Source organism: Mesobacillus sp. AQ2 (assembly GCF_030122805.1).
Lineage (GTDB): Bacteria > Bacillota > Bacilli > Bacillales > Cytobacillaceae > Mesobacillus > Mesobacillus oceanisediminis_A.
Genome location: NZ_CP126080.1, coordinates 2,769,680 through 2,789,840, shown reverse-complemented (window position 1 = coordinate 2,789,840; position 20,161 = coordinate 2,769,680). Strand labels below are relative to the sequence as shown.

The 20,161-nt window shown below is 38.5% G+C and carries 24 protein-coding genes; 20 read left to right on the top strand and 4 right to left on the bottom strand.

Going from position 1 to position 20,161, the window contains the following annotated elements; translation table 11 throughout:
- The first annotated feature begins 332 nt into the window (after positions 1-332).
- The 4 genes from QNH36_RS13970 (at position 333) to gloA2 (ending at position 2,711) form a co-directional block, all read left to right on the top strand.
- On the top strand, positions 333-1,343 hold the full coding sequence (locus QNH36_RS13970; RefSeq protein ID WP_251540415.1) for a C40 family peptidase: 1,011 nt from the start codon (positions 333-335) through the stop codon (positions 1,341-1,343).
- A 158-nt stretch (positions 1,344-1,501) separates the two neighbouring features.
- Positions 1,502-1,906, top strand: a complete 405-nt coding sequence (locus tag QNH36_RS13965) for an STAS domain-containing protein (protein WP_144479510.1) — start codon at positions 1,502-1,504, stop codon at positions 1,904-1,906.
- Positions 1,907-1,910: 4 nt separating this feature from the next.
- Positions 1,911-2,312 carry an anti-sigma regulatory factor gene (locus QNH36_RS13960; protein ID WP_283903682.1) on the top strand — a complete coding sequence of 134 codons (402 nt, stop codon included), beginning with the start codon at positions 1,911-1,913 and terminating at the stop codon, positions 2,310-2,312.
- Between the two features lie 12 nt (positions 2,313-2,324).
- A complete protein-coding gene (gene gloA2, locus QNH36_RS13955; protein ID WP_144479506.1) occupies positions 2,325-2,711 on the top strand; it encodes an SMU1112c/YaeR family gloxylase I-like metalloprotein in 387 nt (128 codons plus the stop codon).
- A gap of 240 nt (positions 2,712-2,951) precedes the next feature.
- Here gloA2 and QNH36_RS13950 read toward each other — a convergent pair whose 3' ends face one another.
- Complete coding sequence (locus QNH36_RS13950; protein WP_144479504.1) at positions 2,952-3,092, bottom strand: BA3454 family stress response protein; 141 nt, start codon at positions 3,090-3,092, stop codon at positions 2,952-2,954.
- A gap of 270 nt (positions 3,093-3,362) precedes the next feature.
- Here QNH36_RS13950 and QNH36_RS13945 point away from each other — a divergent pair, with 270 nt between their 5' ends.
- From QNH36_RS13945 to QNH36_RS13930, 4 genes are all read left to right on the top strand, one after another.
- On the top strand, positions 3,363-3,512 hold the full coding sequence (locus QNH36_RS13945) for a hypothetical protein (protein ID WP_186326825.1): 150 nt from the start codon (positions 3,363-3,365) through the stop codon (positions 3,510-3,512).
- A gap of 291 nt (positions 3,513-3,803) precedes the next feature.
- Positions 3,804-4,409, top strand: a complete 606-nt coding sequence (locus tag QNH36_RS13940) for a hypothetical protein (RefSeq protein ID WP_283903681.1) — start codon at positions 3,804-3,806, stop codon at positions 4,407-4,409.
- 645 nt (positions 4,410-5,054) lie between these two features.
- Entirely contained in the window at positions 5,055-5,192 is a 138-nt protein-coding gene (locus tag QNH36_RS13935; protein ID WP_186326824.1) for a hypothetical protein, read from the top strand.
- Between the two features lie 120 nt (positions 5,193-5,312).
- Entirely contained in the window at positions 5,313-5,795 is a 483-nt protein-coding gene (locus QNH36_RS13930) for an STAS domain-containing protein (RefSeq protein WP_283903680.1), read from the top strand.
- A gap of 18 nt (positions 5,796-5,813) precedes the next feature.
- On the opposite strand, the gene QNH36_RS13925 is transcribed toward QNH36_RS13930, so the two are convergent.
- The gene (locus QNH36_RS13925) at positions 5,814-6,239 is read right to left on the bottom strand and encodes a CBS domain-containing protein (protein ID WP_144480499.1); all 426 of its coding nucleotides are present in this window, start codon (positions 6,237-6,239) and stop codon (positions 5,814-5,816) included.
- A 255-nt stretch (positions 6,240-6,494) separates the two neighbouring features.
- On the opposite strand from QNH36_RS13925, the gene ltaE reads away from it, so the two are divergent.
- Positions 6,495-7,520 carry a low-specificity L-threonine aldolase gene (gene ltaE, locus QNH36_RS13920; protein ID WP_144480501.1) on the top strand — a complete coding sequence of 342 codons (1,026 nt, stop codon included), beginning with the start codon at positions 6,495-6,497 and terminating at the stop codon, positions 7,518-7,520.
- 36 nt (positions 7,521-7,556) lie between these two features.
- Here the strand turns inward: ltaE and QNH36_RS13915 are convergent, their stop codons facing one another.
- Entirely contained in the window at positions 7,557-8,339 is a 783-nt protein-coding gene (locus QNH36_RS13915) for a GNAT family N-acetyltransferase (protein ID WP_251540407.1), read from the bottom strand.
- A gap of 165 nt (positions 8,340-8,504) precedes the next feature.
- On the opposite strand from QNH36_RS13915, the gene QNH36_RS13910 reads away from it, so the two are divergent.
- The 10 genes from QNH36_RS13910 (at position 8,505) to QNH36_RS13865 (ending at position 17,839) form a co-directional block, all read left to right on the top strand.
- On the top strand, positions 8,505-8,810 hold the full coding sequence (locus tag QNH36_RS13910; protein ID WP_144480509.1) for an antibiotic biosynthesis monooxygenase family protein: 306 nt from the start codon (positions 8,505-8,507) through the stop codon (positions 8,808-8,810).
- Positions 8,807-9,160 carry a hypothetical protein gene (locus QNH36_RS13905; protein WP_144480511.1) on the top strand — a complete coding sequence of 118 codons (354 nt, stop codon included), beginning with the start codon at positions 8,807-8,809 and terminating at the stop codon, positions 9,158-9,160. The genes QNH36_RS13910 and QNH36_RS13905 overlap by 4 nt, the downstream gene beginning before the upstream one ends.
- 22 nt (positions 9,161-9,182) lie before the next feature.
- On the top strand, positions 9,183-9,842 hold the full coding sequence (locus tag QNH36_RS13900) for a cobalamin B12-binding domain-containing protein (protein WP_251540405.1): 660 nt from the start codon (positions 9,183-9,185) through the stop codon (positions 9,840-9,842).
- Positions 9,829-10,575, top strand: a complete 747-nt coding sequence (locus tag QNH36_RS13895) for an STAS domain-containing protein (protein WP_251540403.1) — start codon at positions 9,829-9,831, stop codon at positions 10,573-10,575. The genes QNH36_RS13900 and QNH36_RS13895 overlap by 14 nt, the downstream gene beginning before the upstream one ends.
- Before the next feature lie 388 nt (positions 10,576-10,963).
- Positions 10,964-12,238 carry a S8 family peptidase gene (locus tag QNH36_RS13890; RefSeq protein ID WP_144480516.1) on the top strand — a complete coding sequence of 425 codons (1,275 nt, stop codon included), beginning with the start codon at positions 10,964-10,966 and terminating at the stop codon, positions 12,236-12,238.
- A 197-nt stretch (positions 12,239-12,435) separates the two neighbouring features.
- Positions 12,436-13,656 (top strand): tetratricopeptide repeat protein, encoded by a 1,221-nt coding sequence (locus tag QNH36_RS13885; RefSeq protein WP_144480518.1) that lies wholly within the window; start codon positions 12,436-12,438, stop codon positions 13,654-13,656.
- A 347-nt stretch (positions 13,657-14,003) separates the two neighbouring features.
- The gene (locus QNH36_RS13880) at positions 14,004-14,132 is read left to right on the top strand and encodes a hypothetical protein (protein WP_283903679.1); all 129 of its coding nucleotides are present in this window, start codon (positions 14,004-14,006) and stop codon (positions 14,130-14,132) included.
- Positions 14,133-14,242: 110 nt separating this feature from the next.
- Entirely contained in the window at positions 14,243-16,531 is a 2,289-nt protein-coding gene (locus QNH36_RS13875) for an ATP-dependent DNA helicase (RefSeq protein ID WP_283903678.1), read from the top strand.
- 161 nt (positions 16,532-16,692) lie between these two features.
- A complete protein-coding gene (locus QNH36_RS13870) occupies positions 16,693-17,217 on the top strand; it encodes a sigma-70 family RNA polymerase sigma factor (protein WP_283903677.1) in 525 nt (174 codons plus the stop codon).
- A complete protein-coding gene (locus QNH36_RS13865) occupies positions 17,207-17,839 on the top strand; it encodes a hypothetical protein (RefSeq protein WP_283903676.1) in 633 nt (210 codons plus the stop codon). The genes QNH36_RS13870 and QNH36_RS13865 overlap by 11 nt, the downstream gene beginning before the upstream one ends.
- 78 nt (positions 17,840-17,917) lie before the next feature.
- Here the strand turns inward: QNH36_RS13865 and QNH36_RS13860 are convergent, their stop codons facing one another.
- Entirely contained in the window at positions 17,918-18,667 is a 750-nt protein-coding gene (locus QNH36_RS13860; protein ID WP_283903675.1) for a hypothetical protein, read from the bottom strand.
- 614 nt (positions 18,668-19,281) lie between these two features.
- On the opposite strand from QNH36_RS13860, the gene QNH36_RS13855 reads away from it, so the two are divergent.
- The gene (locus QNH36_RS13855; RefSeq protein ID WP_283903674.1) at positions 19,282-20,040 is read left to right on the top strand and encodes a MerR family transcriptional regulator; all 759 of its coding nucleotides are present in this window, start codon (positions 19,282-19,284) and stop codon (positions 20,038-20,040) included.
- Positions 20,041-20,161: the final 121 nt, after the last annotated feature.

Here is a 20,161-nt window from a genome sequence, read left to right as displayed (position 1 = left end):
AACGATGAATTGTAATGAGAAAATTTCACCTTATTGACATGTTATTAGTTCTTTGTTCCCTTGTAATACAATCTTATAGGAACTGTTACATAGAGTAATTAAATTACAAAACAGTTAAGCTTATATTGCATTTTTGTTACAAATAATACAATACCAGTGGAAAAAACAGGCTGTTATCCCTGATATTTAAAGGATTAGTAGTATTTCTGGAAATAAAACCGAATATTTCACAGAGGAAAACATTTCCTTTGAAACCAAAATTTATAGATTCAAAACTAGTTTGGGAAACTCTACTATTAATTTGTAATCGAAATCAAAGGGAGTTGCTCAACATGAAAAAACAAATTCTGACGGTGGCTGCAACAGCCGGATTTTTATTTACATCATTCAATGGTTCTGCAAGTGCTCATGAAAAATTACACACAGTTCAATCTGGTGATTCTTTATGGAAGCTTTCTAACACATATAATGTTGCAATTAAAGATATACAAAAATGGAATAACCTATCAAGTTCTATAATCTATGTAAATCAAAAACTTTCAGTCCTGGCTCCTCATAGTCACTCAACCACTGCTGCAACAAGCACGACTGTCGATGGTTATATCGTGAAGTCCGGCGATACTTTATGGGGAATTTCAAAATTATACGGAATGTCTATCAGTGGACTAAAATCACTGAATGGACTAACTTCTGATGTCATTTTTCCTGGCCAAAAATTGAAGGTTTCAGGATCTGCGGCTGCACCAGCTTCTGTTGCACCTGCAAGTACATCAAGCACATACACAGTCCGTAGCGGTGATAATTTATCATCTATTGCAACTCGCCATAATGTATCGCTCTCGCAGTTGATGTCTATTAATAATCTTAAATCTGACCTTATTTTCCCTGGGCAGGTATTAAAATTATCAGGGGCGGCTGCAACTATTGTTGCTACAAAGGTCTCCACAGCATCTGCACCTGTAGTTGCATCATATAACTCAACTTCACAGGTGAATTCATTGATTGCTGAAGCAAAAAAATACATTGGAGTTCCATATGTTTGGGCTGGCAGCACTCCATCTGGATTTGACTGTTCTGGTTATCTGAACTATGTCTATAATATGGCGGGAATCTCCATTCCAAGAACAGTGGCCTCCATTTGGGATGCGACCAAGTCTGTTTCTTCACCACGTGTAGGGGACCTAGTATTCTTTGAAACATATAAAGCCGGTCCATCCCATGCTGGTATTTATCTCGGCAATGGCCAATTTATTCATGCAGGATCTTCCAGAGGAGTCGAAATCAGTGATATGAATAACTCTTACTGGAAACCTCGTTATCTTGGTGCAAAAACTGCTTTTTAACACATACCCGTTTTTTTGTGATTGAAACCTCCTTTTTGGGAGGTTTTTTAATTTTTTTATTCTTATTGGTCAAACCGCATTTAGTCATATAAATACTGCTTTTAATTTGTAATGCACTTATTACATAGCGTATAATCCAATTAAATTCTTCTTTGTAAATGCAAAAGTGGATTTCTGGTGAGTTTAATGATTTGGAGGCAAATAAAGTGAGGATTCCTATATTAAAATTAAAAGACTACCTGCTGGTTTCTGTACAAGTGGAATTGGATGACCAGACCGTACTGACGTTCCAGGAGGACTTGTTGAATAAAATAAAAGACACAGGAGCCAAAGGTGTTGTGATCGACCTGACTTCTGTAGATATGATTGATTCATTTATTGCAAAGGTTTTGGGTGATGTCATTGTCATGACAAGCTTGATGGGCACAAAAGCGGTCCTGACAGGCATACAGCCAGCGGTCGCCATTACTTTGATCGAGTTGGGCATCACATTGGAAAATGTCCACACTGCTCTGGATCTTGAACAAGGAATTTCGATATTAAGCCATTTGTTAGAGGTTTAGCCATATGACAGAATCGTTTGTAATAAACATAAATAATGAATTTGATATAGTACTTGCCCGACAAAAAGGGAGAGAAGTTTCAAAAGAGCTTCAATTTGGAGGGGTTGATCAGGCAAGGATCACGACTGCGATTTCCGAGCTTGCCAGGAACATATACCTTTATGCAGGCAGCGGCCAGATTACGATACAGGTCTTGAATGAAAATGGCCGAAAAGGAATCCAGATAACTGCGGCGGATAATGGACCAGGAATAAACGACATCAGGATGGTTCTGCAGGATGGTTTTTCGACGTCTGGGGGACTTGGTGCAGGCCTTCCGGGAGTAAAAAGGTTAATGGATAGTTTTGATATTGATTCAAAGCCAGGATCTGGTACGAAAATCACCATTACTAAATGGGCAAGGTAAAAGGAGATTGCGATGAAGTTAGAAAAAATTCATCACGTCGCCATTATTTGTGCTGACTATGAAAAATCCAAGGAGTTTTATACAAAGATCCTGGGCTTTAAGGTCATCTCGGAAGTATATAGGGAAGAACGTGAGTCATATAAATTGGATTTAGGTGTAGGTGACTATTTCCAGATTGAATTATTCTCTTTCCCGGAAGTGCCTGCGAGGGCGAGTTATCCGGAATCAGCAGGACTCAGGCATCTAGCTTTTGCTGTGAAGGACCTTTCTGCACATGTTGATTATCTTGCAAGTCAAGGGTTAAAAGTGGAGAAAATCAGGATTGACCCTCTGACTGAAAAACGATTTACATTCTTTGCCGATCCCGATGGATTGCCTATTGAACTGTATGAAGAGTAAAATACTGTCTCGAATTTTATTCCCCTTCTTCCACAAGGTATTTTTAAAATGCCATCTCCTTTTGTACATCCCCAGTTTATGAAAAACTAAAAAAGTACTTTAAATCAGCAATTTGAAAAAAGCCATTAAAGAAGGAGGTTCAGTCCTTGTAAACTGAACCTCCTTTTCGATTGTATAAATCTAATTAAGACCCATCAATGCTTGTTTGAATTCGAGTAAGCTACTGATTTGTGTGAATATTTAGGAGTAAAACAACCACTGTTCTTTAACTTGCTTTCTTGCCATCTCCATGATTTCTTCTTCGGATGTATCACGATCGGCAATAACATTCGTTAAATAATTTTTCCCCTGAAAGTCTACAGTTACTGTTATTTCTCTCATAAAACATTTTCCTTTCTAAATGTAGTGCAAATTGATAGATTACCTCTGTGTTATTTTTAATTACCATATAAACAGGGGAAGTAAACATAGTTCATATATAAATCCCCTTGAAGAACTTGATATCATATAAAATTTCAAAAAGGCCATGAAAGTGATGGCAGTTATGAAATGGATAATTCCCTTTCAAGATCTGGCAACAATCACAAGAGTCGTGTTTGGTCCCTTTTTGTAAGGGAATAGAATATTAACAATAACAAGGAGGGAAATGCCGTGGAAAACTCGCAAAAAAACCAGCAGAGCCTTGTCGAATATGAACGTGAAAAATTAGGTGAAGAAAAAAAGATCGATGAGTTCAAAGATCAAGGCAGGGTTCCCGACCAGCAAAACAGAATGAAGGACAAGGAAAATTTAAGAAAATAAATTGGAAAAACCAAGCCGGCAATGATTTCGGCTTGGTTTTTTTTTCAAATTTAGATGGTATTGTCATTTGGTAGGAAGTCTTTCTGCAGATCATGGGAAGTATCTTCCTTTACGTGGTAATTTCGTTGTGCATCAACAAAAATAGGGATATGTCCATAAATTCCTGCTGTCTCCACTTGGCTTCCTTGTTTTGGAATAATTTTAAGAAATAGTTGTTTCGGAGAAGGGAAATTTTTACTAATATTGAATATATATTATGGAGATATAGAAATAGAAAAGGGGAATAATGATTTGAGCGCACATAACGCTGATCGTGCAGGGAGTCTATTGATTACAGCAGCCGTAATCCTGCTCTTCGCATCTGTACCAATTGGAATCTTTATCGTTTCTTTCGTACATCAATCAATGTATTTGGAAAGGTCATATTGGTTTTTTGACAGCCCGATGTCTTCCTATGTAACAATAGTAGCCGTATTATTGATCATTCCGATCTTTCTGATCATTATCGCTATCTATCTTTTCAGGACAGATGAATCGAGGAAGAGAAATGTTAATGTTTTCATTGCATCTTTAGTAACATTGCTCGTAATGATTTCAGGCATCTACATGAGTCTTGACAATTATTATTATATCGATAAGAATGGATTGCATTATGACGAGCTTTGGAAGCTGGAGAAAAGCTTTTATTCATGGGATGACATAACCGCCATGAAGCAAATAAACAAAAATGATGGCGGGACGCTGACACCTGAAAAATTGGTTTTTACATACGGGATCGAAACCATTGAGTTACCATTGACTCCGAAACTAAGGAATGAAATCGACCCTGTCATTGACTTTGTTGAAAATGTCGAAGGAGTCAAGCTGGTCATGGAGAATATAACCACAGAAAATTAAAAAGGACCTTCCATTCTTTGTAGTGGAAGGTCTTTTACATTATCTCCTGGTGCTTCTAAAAAAATATTGGAAGCCATATGCCAGGATGGCAAAGGAATAAATAGTGCTGAAGAAATATAAAGGTTTGAACCTCTCCAATTGGTAAATATTCAGTTTCTTAAAGAGACTGCTAACCGGGTATGCTAATAAATAATCCATCACTAAATTAATGCCTAAGTATTGCCAGATGCTGCCGTAGGCGAGTCGGAACACCCAAAGATTAGCCACAAAGAAGGGTCCGAGAGTGAAGCTTAAATCATTGAAGATTTTTGACCGTAACCCTCCAGATACTCTCCATAATCTATAGGGATTCGATAAAATCAACAAAATAAATACCAGGCCTGTGACGAATACAGTTACAGGCAAAAATCGTTTAACTTCCCTTCTGGGATAAAGCAACAAAGTAGACCAGGATACTAAAAGCATAATTAACCTGAATATATTATGTACCATATCTGCTCCTTTAAAATTCGGTGTCATTAGGTATAGTTTCTCCAGAATTACAAAATATAATAATGTGCACTTGAAATTTTCTATTTTGTTCTGGAAATATTTATGTTAACTTAAACAACACATGACCTTTGTCCTATTAAGGAGAATTTTGCCATGATAAACGAAGAAGAAAAATTAATCTTTTTAAAAGAACTTGGACGTTTGATCGATGACTATAAAAGATGCTGTGATGATGAATATCAAGAGCAGATTTATGAAGATATCATGCAATTAATTAATGTGATTAATTAGATGTTTATAACTGCTTCCTTTAAGATGAGGTTTACTGGCTATACAAAGCTTTGGTATAAATGTATGATAGAAAGGTAGAAAAACAGAGATTACTGCGCTTTTTGGGAGGTTTAATACAGCTTGAAAACAAATAGGCTGAAAGAGCTCGAGGAAAAAATTCGAGAGTATGAAACAATTATTTCTGAAATGTCCGCGCCAATTATACCTTCTATCGTACCTCAAACGATCCTTGTACCATTAACTGGATTAATTCGAGCGGAGCGGTTCGATAAAATACGTGTAAAGTTGCTTGACTTTTGTCACAATAAAGATATTGAAACAGCAATTATTGATTTGACTGATATCAGTGGTGATAGGGTAGCCGGTCTTTGTCTTGAAGAGATTGGGCGAGAACTGCATGAAATGGCTTCATCTATGTCTTTGATGGGTGTAAGGACTGTATTTGTGGGTCTTAACCCGGGGCTTGTCAAGAAAATGGTACTCGATGGGATTCGATTGGAAGCGCAAACCTTCGCAACTTTTCAATCAGCATTATCTCATTTAATGAAGGAAAAAGGGTTGGAATTCAGAAAAATATCAGACTCAAAAAACCCCGTTATGTAACGGGGTTTTTTGAGTTTTTTATTTTTCAGGTTCTGAAGGAGTCGAGATATCCTCCAAGGCATTTCCTGCATCATCTTCTAGATTAGCGGTAACTGCAAGGTCTCCTAATGATACAATTCCGATCATTTTTCCATCTTCTACGATTGGCAGTCTGCGTATTTGAACATCTGCCATCAAATCTGCTGCTTCTTCTGCCGACATATGGATAGTGCCTCGGACAGGATCGGTTGTCATTACCTCTGATATCGGGGAATCCAATGAAGTATTTACTGCAACAGCCTTTAAAACTATATCTCTGTCAGTAGCCAGGCCTGCTAATTGCTCGCCCTCACAAATTGGCATGACTCCAACATCCAGTTCTTTCATTTTCGCTGCAACCTGATGAATCGGTGTATCAGGACGGCAATACTCTACATCTCTTGTCATAACTTTTTCTATATTCATAATAATAATCTTCCTCCTTGATGAATGTATAAAGGCTCTATTTAACCTTGTTGCTCTCTAAAATGGATAAGATCCGGTGACGGACAAGAGAAGCCCAAAGTCTGTTAATTAATATGGAAACAATCAATTTAAGAAGATTTAGCCTTTGTTAAGGAATTACCCGAAGGCAGTTGAAAAGAAACTGTTAGTTTTTTGCAGGTTGGGTTGTTAAAATAAATATAATAGTAAACTTTACATAGAAATGAGGGGTAAGGAATGATTGATTTAAGAAGTGATACAGTTACAAAACCGACTGATGAAATGCGCAGAGCAATGTATGCCGCAGAAGTGGGTGATGATGTATATCAGGAAGATCCCACAGTAAATGAATTAGAAGAAATTGCAGCTGAAATACTTGGAAAAGAAAAAGCGCTATATGTTACAAGTGGTACCCAGGGAAATCAAATAGCTGTGCTCTCTCATTGCCGGCCGGGTCAGGAATTGCTGCTTGAAGAAGAATCCCATATTTTTTATTATGAATCAGGTGCAGTAGCTGCACTTGCCGGAGTCCAGACGCGTACAATCGCGGGCAAAAAAGGGGCTATGGATCCAAAAGATGTTCTTAGTGCAATACGTACTGAAGATATCCATTACCCCGAAACAGGATTAATTTGCCTCGAAAATACTCATAACAGGGCAGGCGGAGCAGTAATTCCAGTCGAAAACATGGAAGCTATTTACAACGTAGCAAAAGCGAATAAAGTTCCTGTTCATCTCGATGGCGCGAGATTATTCAATGCTGCGGCAGCAGCTGGAGTCGATGTAAAGGAATTTGCTAAGTACACGGATACTGTTCAAATATGTCTTTCAAAGGGATTAGGAGCCCCAGTGGGTTCTATCATTGCGGGCAGTTCCGATTTTATAAAATCAGCAAGAAAATGGAGAAAACGTTTAGGTGGGGGAATGAGGCAGGCAGGTATCATCGCTGCACCGGGTTTAATCGCTTTGACGAAAATGAAAGATCGTCTTGGAGAAGATCAGTGGAATGCCAGGATTCTTGCAGAGGGAATCGAATCGATTCCAGGAATGAAACTTGCAAGACAGCCGGAAACAAATATTGTAGTTGCTGATGTTACAGATTTAAATATCACCTCTGAAGCATTTGTTGAGAAACTGCGATCAGAAGGAGTGATTTCAGGAACCTTTGGTCCAACATTCGTGCGTTTTGTTACGCATTACGATGTAAATGAGGATCAGATCCAGAAGGCAATTGAAGCAATTGCAAAGGTTGCCAAAAATTAAAGTCAGGGCTGGATGTTCAGCATCCAGCCCTGATTCTTATCTATACATTGTCCACATGCCGATATCTGTAAAGCCCAGCCGCTTATAAATCCTGCCAGCCTCAGGATTATCATAGAATAGGCATAGAAGCTTTCCTTCGTCCATAACATCTTTGAAAAGCTTTTGCATCACAGCTGTTGCAAGCCCTTTTCTCCTGTATTCTTTATGTGTACAAACACCAACGATCATCGCTGATTTTGAATTTTCAGCAGCAGTTGCTGCTGAAGCGGCCATTTTTCCATCCATTTCAATATAGTAAGTTCTCCCAGTGCCTGCTTCCAGCGACTGTAAAAAAATTTCTCGTGCATTCGGATTAGGAAAAAATTCGTCAATACTGGCCCTTAACTCAATAATACGATCAACATCTACAGGACCTGCTGTGAAAATATCAAGTTCAGTCTCTTCTAAGTAGGAATCCGTAGTGCATTCCGCGAAATAGGTGACCTGCTTTTTACCAAGGTCTAATCCATATATTTCCTCGAATTTTTCAACAAGTTCACTTTTTCCTGATAAAAAGATTTTTCCTGAGTATTTCTTGATAATTTCTGAGAATTCCTTCACAGGGAGCCTATCATTTTTTGCGTAAGGAATGAAAGAGTTATGGAATCGGAGCAGTACCGCTGATAGTTCATCATCCTCGAAGAAGCCCCATAATTCCTGGAAATCAGAATCGTATCCAAATGCTTCAATATCTCCAATGATAAAGAGGTTGAGGGCCGCATCTTCCATTAAAAAGTTCATTGCTATTTCATTATCTTTGTCAGTAAGTTGTCTGATCATACCAAAATCTCCCTTTAAATAGCTTTTTAGTATGATAGTCTAAATGGAGAAAAATAACAAGTTTTTTTTCAGTTGGGTATTCTGTAATATGCTTAATTTGATAGGCGGATAAAGGAAATGTATAATTGGACTATGTTTGCAAAAAAGAACAGGAGGAGATCGAACATGTATATCGTTCATTCAACAGTGGTTATTCCTGAAGATAAAGTTGATGAAGTGATTGGCATCTATCAAAAAAGATCAAGATTGGTAGATGAGTATGAGGGGTTCGTTTCCTTCCAATTGTTACAGAACGAAAATAACCCGACAGAACTGACCGTTCAGATATCATGGGATTCAAAAGAAAATTATATAAAATATATTACAAGTGATGCATACAAGAAAGTACATGAACTAGAGAAAAATTATCCTGACCAGGAACTTGCAGCAATCCGTCCCTCGGTAGGCCGGTATAAGGTGGTAGCAAAATGAATGAGGCTGTCATATCGTCGATCATTGAGGAAGTTACTGAGGGGATATACAATGATTTCCCTTTCCTGCTTGAAAAATACGGGGAGAGGGGACGCCAAAAGTGCAGAGAAGACAATGGACATCACATAAAATATATGCAGACTGCAGCAGATATGGATGATGACAAATATTTTATTGATTATGCACACTGGCTAAATGGAATTTTGACCTCCAGAGGAATGAAGACGGAACATCTGGTTGATAATTTTATGAGATTGAAGAAGGCATTTGAAAAAACAGATGAAGAGCTTAATGTAGTATTTATCAACATGCTTGAAAGTGCGATTAATTCATTAAGGGGTGTGAAATAACACCGGGATGAGGTGAGTGCCAATGGAAAAAGCAATCGAATTAGCCCAGCTTTTGCTCGAGGGCAATCAGGATGATTCATGGGCACTAATTGAACAAGAGTGCAAGGGATCAAAAGAAAGTTTATATATCTTTGAAAAAATAATCACCCCTGCAATGAGACAGATCGGTCATATGTGGGAAACAAACAAAATCACTGTTGCTGATGAGCATTTGGCGACATCAACATGTGATTTTTTGCTTGCCCGTTACAATTGGGAAAAAAGAAGAACACTGCAAATTTCTCCTAATGGGAGAAGAGCGATGTTTCTTTGCGTTGAAAATGAACAGCACTACCTCGGACTGAAAATGGCCAGCCAGCTATTCAATGAGTATGGTTGGGAAACAAAGTTCCATGGTCCCAATCTTCCGCTAGAGTATGTGGTGAAAGCTGCACAAGAATGGAAAGCAAATGTAATATGCCTCTCTTTTTCAATCCTGTATCATGCTGAGCATCTTAGCCCATATATCCAAGCATTGGAAAAGCTTCCAAACCAGCCGGTTGTAATCGTTGGGGGCAGGCTGCTGGATCAATATGAATTTCATCGCTACGGATCAGACCGTACTATTTTCCATAAAAATATGGATGATGTGAAAAATTGGCTTGGCCATCAGCATGGAGTGAAAATGAATGTCGGATCTTAAACATTTGCCATTACCATATTTTTTAATTGATATCGAATACAATATTCTTGCCTATTCTGCTGCAAGTGAAGATGTTTTTTCTGTTGGGAAAAAATTTCTGGAGCTAGTGGATTGGGAAAGCCATAAAAAGATTAAGACCCTTTTTGAACACAAAGAAAGCAAGGCAGAAGGCGAACTGATCATGAAAACAAAATTTTCCCCTTATGCCTTGTTTGACATTAGTGTAAATTGGCATGAAGATAGAGGACATGTCATTTGTATAGAAAAAGATCATCGATTATCTGAATTGGAAAATATTGTTGAAAAACATAGGGTTAGACTGGCAGAAACAGATTTGGAGCTGCTTGAAAAAAAAGAGCAGGTAGAAAAATCACTTCTTGAAATTAAAAGCCTTTCTTGTCCATTTATAAAATTAACGAAGACCTCAGCATTGGTTCCTTTATTTGGAAATTTAGATGAAAAATTGATTGGGCAAAACGAAGATAGAGTACTGAATCAATCACAGGAAGGTGGATATCAAGAGATCCTGTTTGATTTAAATGGGGTAGGAGAGCTGACCATTGAGGGAGTAGAAGCATTCATCTCCTTAGTTAAGGAGCTGCAAGTTATGGGTTTGCAACCGTCTATAATCGGTGTTAAACCCCACCATGCCTTTTTCCTGAACCATTCAACGGCCGTGCCAGATGTTCCGTATCTGAATAGTCTCAGCAAGGCCTTTAAAATATCGCATTAAAGATGAACACTTCGATGGAAATCGAGGTGTTTTTTCTTGCTCTTTTTTTACTGGACGAAAGGATAGGCAAGCGTTTTCCCAATAAGTTAAGCTTCGTTTTTTACCATTTTTTTGATTTTGTTTTTCAACTCTATTTTGACATTTTCATATTATATATATTGAAAAGGACAAGTTCAAGTTGAGGATTACTTAGTGGGAAAAATGGAAGATGAATTGGTAAATAACACCGGAAAGTTATGGTAAAAATGCATTGTTTTATCCTTCTTCCTTCTCGTTTTTCCCAATCATTTATGCCTATTTATTCGTTGATAAACACAGAAAATTTGCAATATACTTAATCCTGCAGCCGACAAGCTGCAAATTTCTTAAAGGTGAGAGGAGCAAAAGGATGAAGAAGAAAAGAGTTTTCGGATCCGCTGTACTTAGTTTGGCAATGGGTGTTTCCATGTTCGCGACTGGCGCTTTTGGTGCCGGTGCACAGGAAAGCCAGGATACTTATCGTGTGTTAATTCAGGGTCCGAGTGCAGAAAAAGCTAAAGTTAAAGAACAATATGGGAAACGCTGGGATTTTGGAGGCCAAGGTTTTACAACTGAAGTGAACAGCAAGCAATATCAAGCATTGTTGAAAAACAAGAATATTGAAGTGTCCCAGGTTGGCACGCATACAATCGATGCCCGAGTAGAAGCAAATGGAAAAGGCAAAGGTGACTATTCGACCATGGCATCTTATCCGTCAGACCAGACACCATGGGGCATTCAAGCAATTTATAACGATAACTACATCCAAGCGACAAGCGGTGGGGATGGAATCAAGGTAGCTGTCCTAGACACAGGCATTAACCGAAACCATATTGATTTGACAGACAATGTTGAACAATGTAAGGATTTCACCCAAACTTCTTCATCGATGGTTAATGGGACTTGTACTGACCGCCAGGGCCATGGTACACATGTTGCCGGAACTGCTGTAGCAAATGGGGGTTATGATGGAGCAGGTATCTATGGAGTTGCTCCTCAAGCAGAACTCTGGGGCTATAAAGTCCTCGGGGACAATGGATCCGGATATTCTGATGATATTGCTGGTGCCATCCGCCATGCTGCCGATGAAGGTGTCCGTACAGGATCAAAGGTCGTCATCTCGATGTCACTTGGTTCAAGCGGCAAGGATTCAATGATTGCAAGTGCTGTTGACTATGCATACAGCAAAGGTGCATTAGTGGTAGCAGCAGCAGGGAACAGTGGTCCGAGTGCCAATACGATTGGTTATCCAGGCGCATTAACAAATGCAATCGCTGTAGCATCACTGGATAATACATTTGTCAATGGAACACACAAAGTATCTGATTTCTCTTCTCGTGGCAACCCAAATACTGACGGCGACTACTACATCCAGGAAAAGGACGTTGAAGTATCAGCACCTGGCGGCGGAATCTATTCAACAGCTGTAGATGGAAACTATACAACAATGAGCGGCACATCTATGGCAACGCCACACATTTCAGGCCTTGCAGCTAAACTGTGGTCTTCGAATAAATCATGGAGCAACTCTCAGCTCCGTACAGAAATTCAAAGACGCGCGAAGCTTTATGACATCAAAGGCGGAACTGGAGCTGGAACTGGTGATGATTACGCATCAGGATTCGGTTTCCCTCGCGTAAAATAATTACCTAAAAAAATATAATGCACAAACTTGCAGGCCATCCGGATTAAATGATTGATTCGGGTGGCTTTATTATCTTATTTGAGGTAATATACGAAGAAACAATTTCTAATATATAGAATTTTATAAAAATAGTACTTTTGGACTGTTTAAATTGTTGGAAAAGATGGTAGATTAATAAGAAAACAGAAGGTGAACGTATGCAGTTTGGACCATTAATTAAATTTTACAGGATCCAGCAAGGTTTAACACAAAAGGAACTGGCTAATGGCATATGTTCAGTTCCCCACTTAAGCAAGATTGAAAGCAACTCTAAAGAAGCAAATGAAGAAACAATGGGCCTCCTTCTCGAAAGACTGGGAGTCAACCTTGCATCCATCACTGAAAATGAAGAACAGATTAAGCAGCTAATTAAAGAACTTAATGAAAAGATTGATTTTATTCAAGACGAAGAAGCAGATACAACAATGGAAATGCTAAAGGAATTTGAAGGAATTATTCCATTCACTACAAATCTACATACATATGAACTTACTAAATTCAGGTATTTAATCTTTAAACACAGATTTTCCGAGGCCCAAGAACAATACGAATTATTAAAGAAACAAAAGAAAATATTTTCCCAACCTCAAATGGCTTTATTTTCCTATCTGCATGCTGTAATGTTATTAAAAAAGAGAATTTATAAGAAAGCAGATCAGATCTTAGACACCATTGGCAGAGGATCTAAGTTCGACATACCCGATGGAGAAATACTTTATCATCGGGCTTTGGCTAAAACTTCTCCAGAAGATTTAGGATATGCCATTTACTATGGAAAGATGGCACTGCAAGAATTTATGGAACAACACAATTTTAAAAGAATTCTACATGTGTTGATGTTGCTTGGGATCAACTATACTAATTCCAAGATCTATGAAGAAGCCCAGGATTGCTATAAAAATCTCATCAGAAACGCAGAGATTTTACAGGAAAAAAATTTATTACCTGAAATATATCATAATATGGGTTACCTTCAAAAAAAGCTTAAGAACTATCGAGAGGCCATTTTCTTTTTTGAAAAAAGCCTATCTTTACAAACAAAAGGAACACAACACTATCTCATTACTCTTTATTCCATTGGAGAAATCCAATATGAGTTGCAAAATGAAGAAAAAGCAAGGGAAGCCTTTGAGGAAGTATACCAATTATCTAAGGATTCTGAAAACCGCAAGTATAGAATGTTAGCTAATTATTATTTAATGACTTTGGACTCTCCAGAAAAATCGCTAGATTACTCAGAAACTAAAGTAATACCATTTCTTGAAGAAAGCGATGGTAAAAGTGAAGAATTAATTTGGTTTTACAAAATGCTATCAAATCACTATCGGGAGATGGGAAGGTTTGATCAAGCAGTAAAATATATAGAAAAAATCAATTAAGGAGGAAATCCGTATGAAAAAGATGTTAACAGCCTTAATGACAGGTGCCATGGCTCTGGGTGTATTAGCAGCAAGCATGCCGCCAATTTTACCTCCAGCATGATTAACTACCAAAAAGGCCTTCTAATTAGGCCTTTTTGTTTTTTAAAAGGCATACTTCCATTTAAACTGATGCTTCTGTCTTCGAGTTTCATTTCTAAAAAGTTCTTAAATAATTGATTACTAATTAACAACTTGGGAAAATTTTCACTGCGTTAAATGACCCCCAGAACCCTCATATAATATACGAACTATTTTCACGAAGCCCGCATGGACAATGGATGGCTAAAATGAAGAGGAGGTTCGGTATGGGAAGAATTAGCATGGATATTGACGAGCTATTGGAAGATACAATGGAAATTGCTGAAGATGATTTAAGTTTTTCGCTGAACCCAATTGAGATTGACATTTTGCTTGAAAATACACGCCACTGGTAAAAAGATATCAATCCGTTCCAGGTTTCCTGGGACGGTTTTTTATTTTATTGAATAAAAGGGAACGTATGTACTATAATGGGGGAAGGGAGTCAAACAGGGAGGTGAGCAGGATGGAGCATGTAATAAAAATCCCGGTGAGGATGCTGGCTGAATATGTATTTAAAACAGGAAGCATTGAATCAGGTTTTAAAACGGCCTCATCATTCTCTGAAGGCTCAAGAATCCATCGGGAAGTCCAGAAAAATTATCAAGAGATGGATCAGAGTGAAGTCTATTTAAAAACAGAAATTGAATTTGATAACCTTTTATTTATTATCGAAGGACGCTGTGATGGATTGCTTTTTTCAGGGGAGAAAACAACGATTGATGAAATTAAATCGACTTCTTTGGCTTTGGAAAGTATCGAAGAGAACTCAAACCCTGCTCATTGGGCCCAAGCAGAATGCTATGGTTATATGTTCTTAAAGGAACATCAAAAAGACGAGATTGATATCCAGCTGACTTATGTTCATAAAACTTCAGGAGACAAGAAGTTTTTTAAAAGATCATTTACTAAAGATGAGTTGGAAAACTCCGTTAAAGGAATGGTCGCAGATTTTGCACCATATGCCCGATTGCAGGCGGAACATGGTTTGAAAAGGGATCAAAGCATTAAAAAGTTGGACTTTCCTTTTCCTCGATACCGACAGGGCCAGCGACAGCTTGCCGGGGCTGTCTATAAGACAATCGAGGAAGGAAGGACGTTATTTGCCAATGCACCAACTGGGATAGGCAAAACCATTTCAACTGTATTTCCTTCAGTTAAGGCAATAGGGGAGGAACAGATTAAGAAGTTATTTTATTTAACTGCCAAGACGACAACAAGACAGACCGCAGAGGAAGCGTTCAGTCTTATGATAAAAAAAGGCTTGGAGATTAGGACTGTTACAATAACCGCAAAGGATAAGGTATGTTTTACAGGTGAGGGAAAGTGCAGCAAGGAACATTGTGAATTTGCAGATGGATATTATGACAGGATTAACGGTGCGGTACTGGATATCCTCAGGAATGAAGCTATCCTGGATAGATGCTGTATTGAAAAGTATGCAAAAAAACATAGAGTCTGTCCCTTTGAGTTTTCATTGGATTTAGCATACGCAGCAGATGCGGTCATATGCGATTACAATTATATATTTGATCCAAAAGTCTCTTTGAAAAGGCTATTCGACGAACAAAAAAAGAAAACAGTCCTTCTTGTCGATGAGGCACATAATCTCGTTGACAGAGGAAGGGATATGTTCTCAGCTGCTCTGGAGAAATCACCATTCCTTCAGTTGAAAAGGGAGTTTAAAGAAAAGAATCATTCATTAGGCCATATATCCAAACGTCTAAATGACTATTTTATCCAATTAAGAAAGCAGGCTGGATTCTCAAAAACAATTGAGTACGTGGAGCCACTAGAGGAACTGAATCAGTTAATAGCAGAGTTTATGGAACATGCGGAAAAAGAACTCCTTAGAGGGAGTGCAGGAGAATCAGACTTGCTGCTTGAAACTTTTTTCGTTGCGCAAAATTGGCAAAGAATCAGCAGTTTATATGATGAACGCTTCATTGTATATGCTCTAATCGAAAAAAATGATGTGCGTATTAAACAATTTTGTCTGGATCCTTCTCATTTAATCAAACAGGCAGGAAAAAGCTTTAAGTCCCGAATCTTTTTTTCAGCTACTCTTAATCCTATGGGCTATTACAGAGATATGCTTGGCGGTGATAGCGAGGATTATGTCTCTTTGATTCCTTCTCCTTTTTCTAGTGAACAGACAGATGTGAAGATTCAATCCTTATCAACAAGGTACAAAGACCGGACAAGGTCAATTAAACCAATAGTCAAAACAATGTCTGATTTAGTTCACAATTATCCAGGTAATTATCTGTTTTTCTTTCCATCCTACCAATATCTTAATATGGTACTGGAGGAGTGGAGCATTTCCAATGAGGATATCTGTACGATTGTCCAGGGTACAGGGATGAACGAAGAAGAACGTGCCGCATTTCTGGAATCCTTCACAGCTGATAATCAAGGATCACTCGTTGGTTTTGCTGTTCTTGGAGGTGTATTTTCTGAAGGAATCGATTTAAAGGGGGACAGGCTTAACGGGGTTGTGGTTGTAGGTGTGGGTCTCCCTCAGATTGGGTTCGAAAGGGACTTGATTAGTAAGCATTTTGCTGCTATAGGTAAGAATGGTTATGATTATGCATACGTCTTTCCTGGAATGAATAAAGTACTGCAGGCCGGAGGAAGACTTATTCGGTCAGAAGATGACACAGGCAGAATTGTGTTGATTGACGACCGTTACCTGCACAATAAATATCAGGCACTTCTGCCCGATGCTTGGAAAAAATTCACGCTTCTGTATTGATGAACATCCTTTCTATAAAGGGTGTTTTTTCTTTTGCAAGACGTTTGGATTTACAGCTTGGTTTGATAGCCTAGACATTTGAATTTTTTTACAGGATATTAAAGCCAAACTGGCGAATCTAACGTCTAATGGATAACAAGGAGTACAAGGGAGTGCATCTAATGCTGAAATTAATAAAAAAAGCACAAAAAGGCAATGATAAGGCATTTTTGGAGCTGTTCCAGCTATATGAACAGGATTTATACAAAATGGCGTTTATCTATGTAAAAAACCAGAATGACGCAATGGATGTTGTCCAGGAAACTGCTTACAGATCATTCAAGTCCATCAAAGATCTTAAAGAACCCAAATATTTTAAAACCTGGCTGATGAGGATTGCCATCAGCTGTTCCATTGACCTATTGAGAATAAGAAAGAACATTGTACCTTTAAAACCAGAATTTGCGGAATATACAAAAGAAGCTGTTCAAGAAGATGATATCTTAGGAATCGATTTGAAGGATTTAATTGAAAAACTTCAGGAAGAAGAAAAAAGTGTCATTCTCCTGAAATTCTATCAGCAAATGACATTCAAGGAAATCGCCGATATTCTCCAGCTTCCGCTTGGCACAGTAAAGACAATTCTTTATCGCAGTCTTGGAAAACTTCGAAAGACATTAAAGGAGGATGAAGCTAATGAACAATAACATTCAATCAGAAATTAATAAAATCGAGATACCAGAGGGTTTAAGCAGAAGAACTGAACTGGGAGTCCAAAAGGCCAAGACAGAAATGAGCAGCAAAACAAAAAAACGGAAGTTGCTGGCAGCCCCTGCAATCGCAGCAGCCATCGCACTTTCAGTTGCCGGATCAGTCCTATTTTTAGAGAATACTCCGGGAAATCCGGAAGTACAGAACATCCCGGCGAGCTATGCATTTGATGTAACGGACCAAAAACAACTCGTTGGATGGGCGGATAATGTTTTTATTGGGAAGGTACAAGAGACGAAGGGAACAAGTAATGAAGATGGGATACTTGAAACTCAATATGAAGTTGAGGTTGCCGAAAATATCAAAGGCCAATTGAATGGCCGGATAACTGTGAACCAACAGGGGGGATACGAAGGAAACAAACTGGTCCTGGTTGAAAATGATCAACTTCTGAAAGAAGGTGAGAGCTATTTATTCGTGTCACGTCAAAACAAAAAACACGGATGGCACACTATTGTCCCAGCTTATGGGGATATTTTAATAGAGAATGAAAAGCAAAAGGAGGAATTGATCAGCATCTATAAAGCCGCCTATGACAATGAGGTTCCGTTTGAATAATGTGATTGGTTAAAATCAAATTTGTGGTTTGAGGCTATGGTTCATGGCCTCTTTTTTTCAATTTTAATTCCCTATAAGCTAGTTGTCTTTAATATTGGCCTGGAAAAAGGACTTAATGGTATTTTTCATTTTCTCTTTGTTAGTGGTAAATTGCTGCAGGCGGTGACCGTTTGCACCTGACGGGTGAGGGAATCCAAAGAGAATATTTCTTTCTTCCAGAAGGCCTTCACTGGCATACACCCTCATGATTTCTTCGACACTCTTTCCGAGCGGGATCACAAGCGTATTCCGAAGCATGGCAGCCTGTGGTTCAAAATATCCCTTTAAGAAACCCACAAGCATATTGTTCTTTAGAATACCAGGTTTATGTCCAGTGTAATTCTTCCCATCATTAAAAACCGCATATGGAATGAGAGATGTTGTATGGAGAAGGTTGTCATTTTCATCAAATAGTTGCGCGCAGGATTCCAATGAAAGCCATTTTTGTAAGCCAAGTTCATCAAGCATTTCAATGATATGATTACGAAGTATTCCGGAAAATCTCGCTTCACGCTTGCATAAATAAGGAATCACGGAAACTGGATTGTTTACTTCAATCAGGGAGCGGGCAACAGCGATTGATTTGCTCATTTGCTGGAAACCCGGTGTTATTCCTACGATAAATACTTTCGCATCTGGATTTACATACTCGTTATGCGTACAATAATAGACCGCAAGGCGCCCTTCATTAGCTAATAAAAAGTCCTGAGTCAAAAGTTCCTCCCGTGAATAACTGTCTTTTAAAGGGAGATCAGCAATCTTTTCTATATATTCAACCAGTCTAGGCATGAATGATCCCCCTTGGATTTAATAACTGTATTATGATCGTATCTGTTTAAAAATATCAATTAATTGAACTAGCTGGCAAAGGAGATTTAAGGGTGGGTAGTGTAAGAAACGGTCTTTATTAGACATTTCAGCAGAGTGAGCAGGGCAAAATGTCCGATAACCCCTATTTAATAGACATTTCAGCAGCGGCAGCAGGGCAAAATGTCCAAGAACCCCTATTTAATAGACATTTCAGCAGTGTGAGCAGGGCAAAATGTCCAAGAACCCCTATTTAATAGACATTTCAGCAGTGTGAGCAGGGCAAAATGTCCAAGAATCCCTATTTAATAGACATTTCAGTAGCGGCAGCAGGGCAAAATGTCCAAGAACCCCTATTTAATAGACATTTCAGAAGCCGGAGCGGGGCAAAATGTCCAAGAATCCCCATTTAATAGATATTTCAAGAAAGGGAGCATGCCAAAATGTCCATGAAAAGGAGAATTCACGAAAATCGATATAGCTTTAATGTCAAATGGATTATAAAAGTATTATGTAAACTTTAAAATAAATTCAGAACCCTGTTGACCCTGACGCAAGGTGATAGTTTACGCTATAGGTGTGGAGGTGATCAAGATATGTTCAAGGTGAAAGAAGTTGCCAACCTGACAGGAGTGAGTATTAGAACTCTGCATCATTACGACAGGATTGGTTTGCTGCAGCCAGAGGCTGTGACTGATGCTGGATATCGGCTTTATTCAGAAAGAGACCTAGAACGCCTGCAGCAAATATTGTTTTTTAAAGAAATGGATTTCACCCTGCAAGAAATTAAGGATATTTTGGACCGGCCCGATTTCAACAGGAAAGAATCCTTGAAGAATCATAAAGCTTTGCTTTTAAAGAAAAAGAAGCGGCTAGATGAGATCATCAGGACAGTGGAAAAGACGATTAATTCAATTGAAGGGGGATATCAAATGAAGGAGAAAGATATGTTCGAAGGATTCGATATGAAAGAAATTGAAGAACATCAGAAGAAATATAGTGAGGAAGCAAAGGCGAGATACGGAAAAGAGACAGTTGAAAAGGTAGAAAAGAGGACTGCGAATTATACTCCTGATGACTGGGGAAATATTCAGGCGAAAACAGAAGAGATATACCAGAGGCTGATTTCCGGTATGGCTGATGGCCCGAATGATCCGGCTGTTCAGGAAGCAGTTGCGGATTGGAGACAGTTCATCACAGATCACTATTATGATTGTACCATTGATATTTTTCGAGGGCTGGGGGATCTATATGTCGATGATCCACGCTTCACTAAGAATATCGATAAATATCAGCCCGGCTTGGCTGCATTCTTCAAAAGAGCGATCCATCATTATTGCGATGAACAAGAATAGTAAAGAAACTGGGCGGCCATTGAAATGGCTGCTTTTTTTAAAATCGGCAGTCCTTGGGCAAACGTTATTTTTCTTTTTTGGATGAACACTGTGATATTTACGAAAATAGACTTTGATAAAA

Coding starts and splice junctions, on each gene's coding strand:
- QNH36_RS13970 (WP_251540415.1), top strand. CDS start 333: ATGAAAAAACAAATTCTGACGGTGGCTGCAACAGCCGGATTTTTATTT.
- QNH36_RS13965 (WP_144479510.1), top strand. CDS start 1,502: ATGCAAAAGTGGATTTCTGGTGAGTTTAATGATTTGGAGGCAAATAAA.
- QNH36_RS13960 (WP_283903682.1), top strand. CDS start 1,911: ATGACAGAATCGTTTGTAATAAACATAAATAATGAATTTGATATAGTA.
- gloA2 (WP_144479506.1), top strand. CDS start 2,325: ATGAAGTTAGAAAAAATTCATCACGTCGCCATTATTTGTGCTGACTAT.
- QNH36_RS13950 (WP_144479504.1), bottom strand. CDS start 3,092: ATGAGAGAAATAACAGTAACTGTAGACTTTCAGGGGAAAAATTATTTA.
- QNH36_RS13935 (WP_186326824.1), top strand. CDS start 5,055: ATGATAAACGAAGAAGAAAAATTAATCTTTTTAAAAGAACTTGGACGT.
- QNH36_RS13925 (WP_144480499.1), bottom strand. CDS start 6,239: ATGAATATAGAAAAAGTTATGACAAGAGATGTAGAGTATTGCCGTCCT.
- ltaE (WP_144480501.1), top strand. CDS start 6,495: ATGATTGATTTAAGAAGTGATACAGTTACAAAACCGACTGATGAAATG.
- QNH36_RS13915 (WP_251540407.1), bottom strand. CDS start 8,339: ATGATCAGACAACTTACTGACAAAGATAATGAAATAGCAATGAACTTT.
- QNH36_RS13910 (WP_144480509.1), top strand. CDS start 8,505: ATGTATATCGTTCATTCAACAGTGGTTATTCCTGAAGATAAAGTTGAT.
- QNH36_RS13905 (WP_144480511.1), top strand. CDS start 8,807: ATGAATGAGGCTGTCATATCGTCGATCATTGAGGAAGTTACTGAGGGG.
- QNH36_RS13900 (WP_251540405.1), top strand. CDS start 9,183: ATGGAAAAAGCAATCGAATTAGCCCAGCTTTTGCTCGAGGGCAATCAG.
- QNH36_RS13895 (WP_251540403.1), top strand. CDS start 9,829: ATGTCGGATCTTAAACATTTGCCATTACCATATTTTTTAATTGATATC.
- QNH36_RS13890 (WP_144480516.1), top strand. CDS start 10,964: ATGAAGAAGAAAAGAGTTTTCGGATCCGCTGTACTTAGTTTGGCAATG.
- QNH36_RS13885 (WP_144480518.1), top strand. CDS start 12,436: ATGCAGTTTGGACCATTAATTAAATTTTACAGGATCCAGCAAGGTTTA.
- QNH36_RS13880 (WP_283903679.1), top strand. CDS start 14,004: ATGGGAAGAATTAGCATGGATATTGACGAGCTATTGGAAGATACAATG.
- QNH36_RS13875 (WP_283903678.1), top strand. CDS start 14,243: ATGGAGCATGTAATAAAAATCCCGGTGAGGATGCTGGCTGAATATGTA.
- QNH36_RS13870 (WP_283903677.1), top strand. CDS start 16,693: ATGCTGAAATTAATAAAAAAAGCACAAAAAGGCAATGATAAGGCATTT.
- QNH36_RS13865 (WP_283903676.1), top strand. CDS start 17,207: ATGAACAATAACATTCAATCAGAAATTAATAAAATCGAGATACCAGAG.
- QNH36_RS13860 (WP_283903675.1), bottom strand. CDS start 18,667: ATGCCTAGACTGGTTGAATATATAGAAAAGATTGCTGATCTCCCTTTA.
- QNH36_RS13855 (WP_283903674.1), top strand. CDS start 19,282: ATGTTCAAGGTGAAAGAAGTTGCCAACCTGACAGGAGTGAGTATTAGA.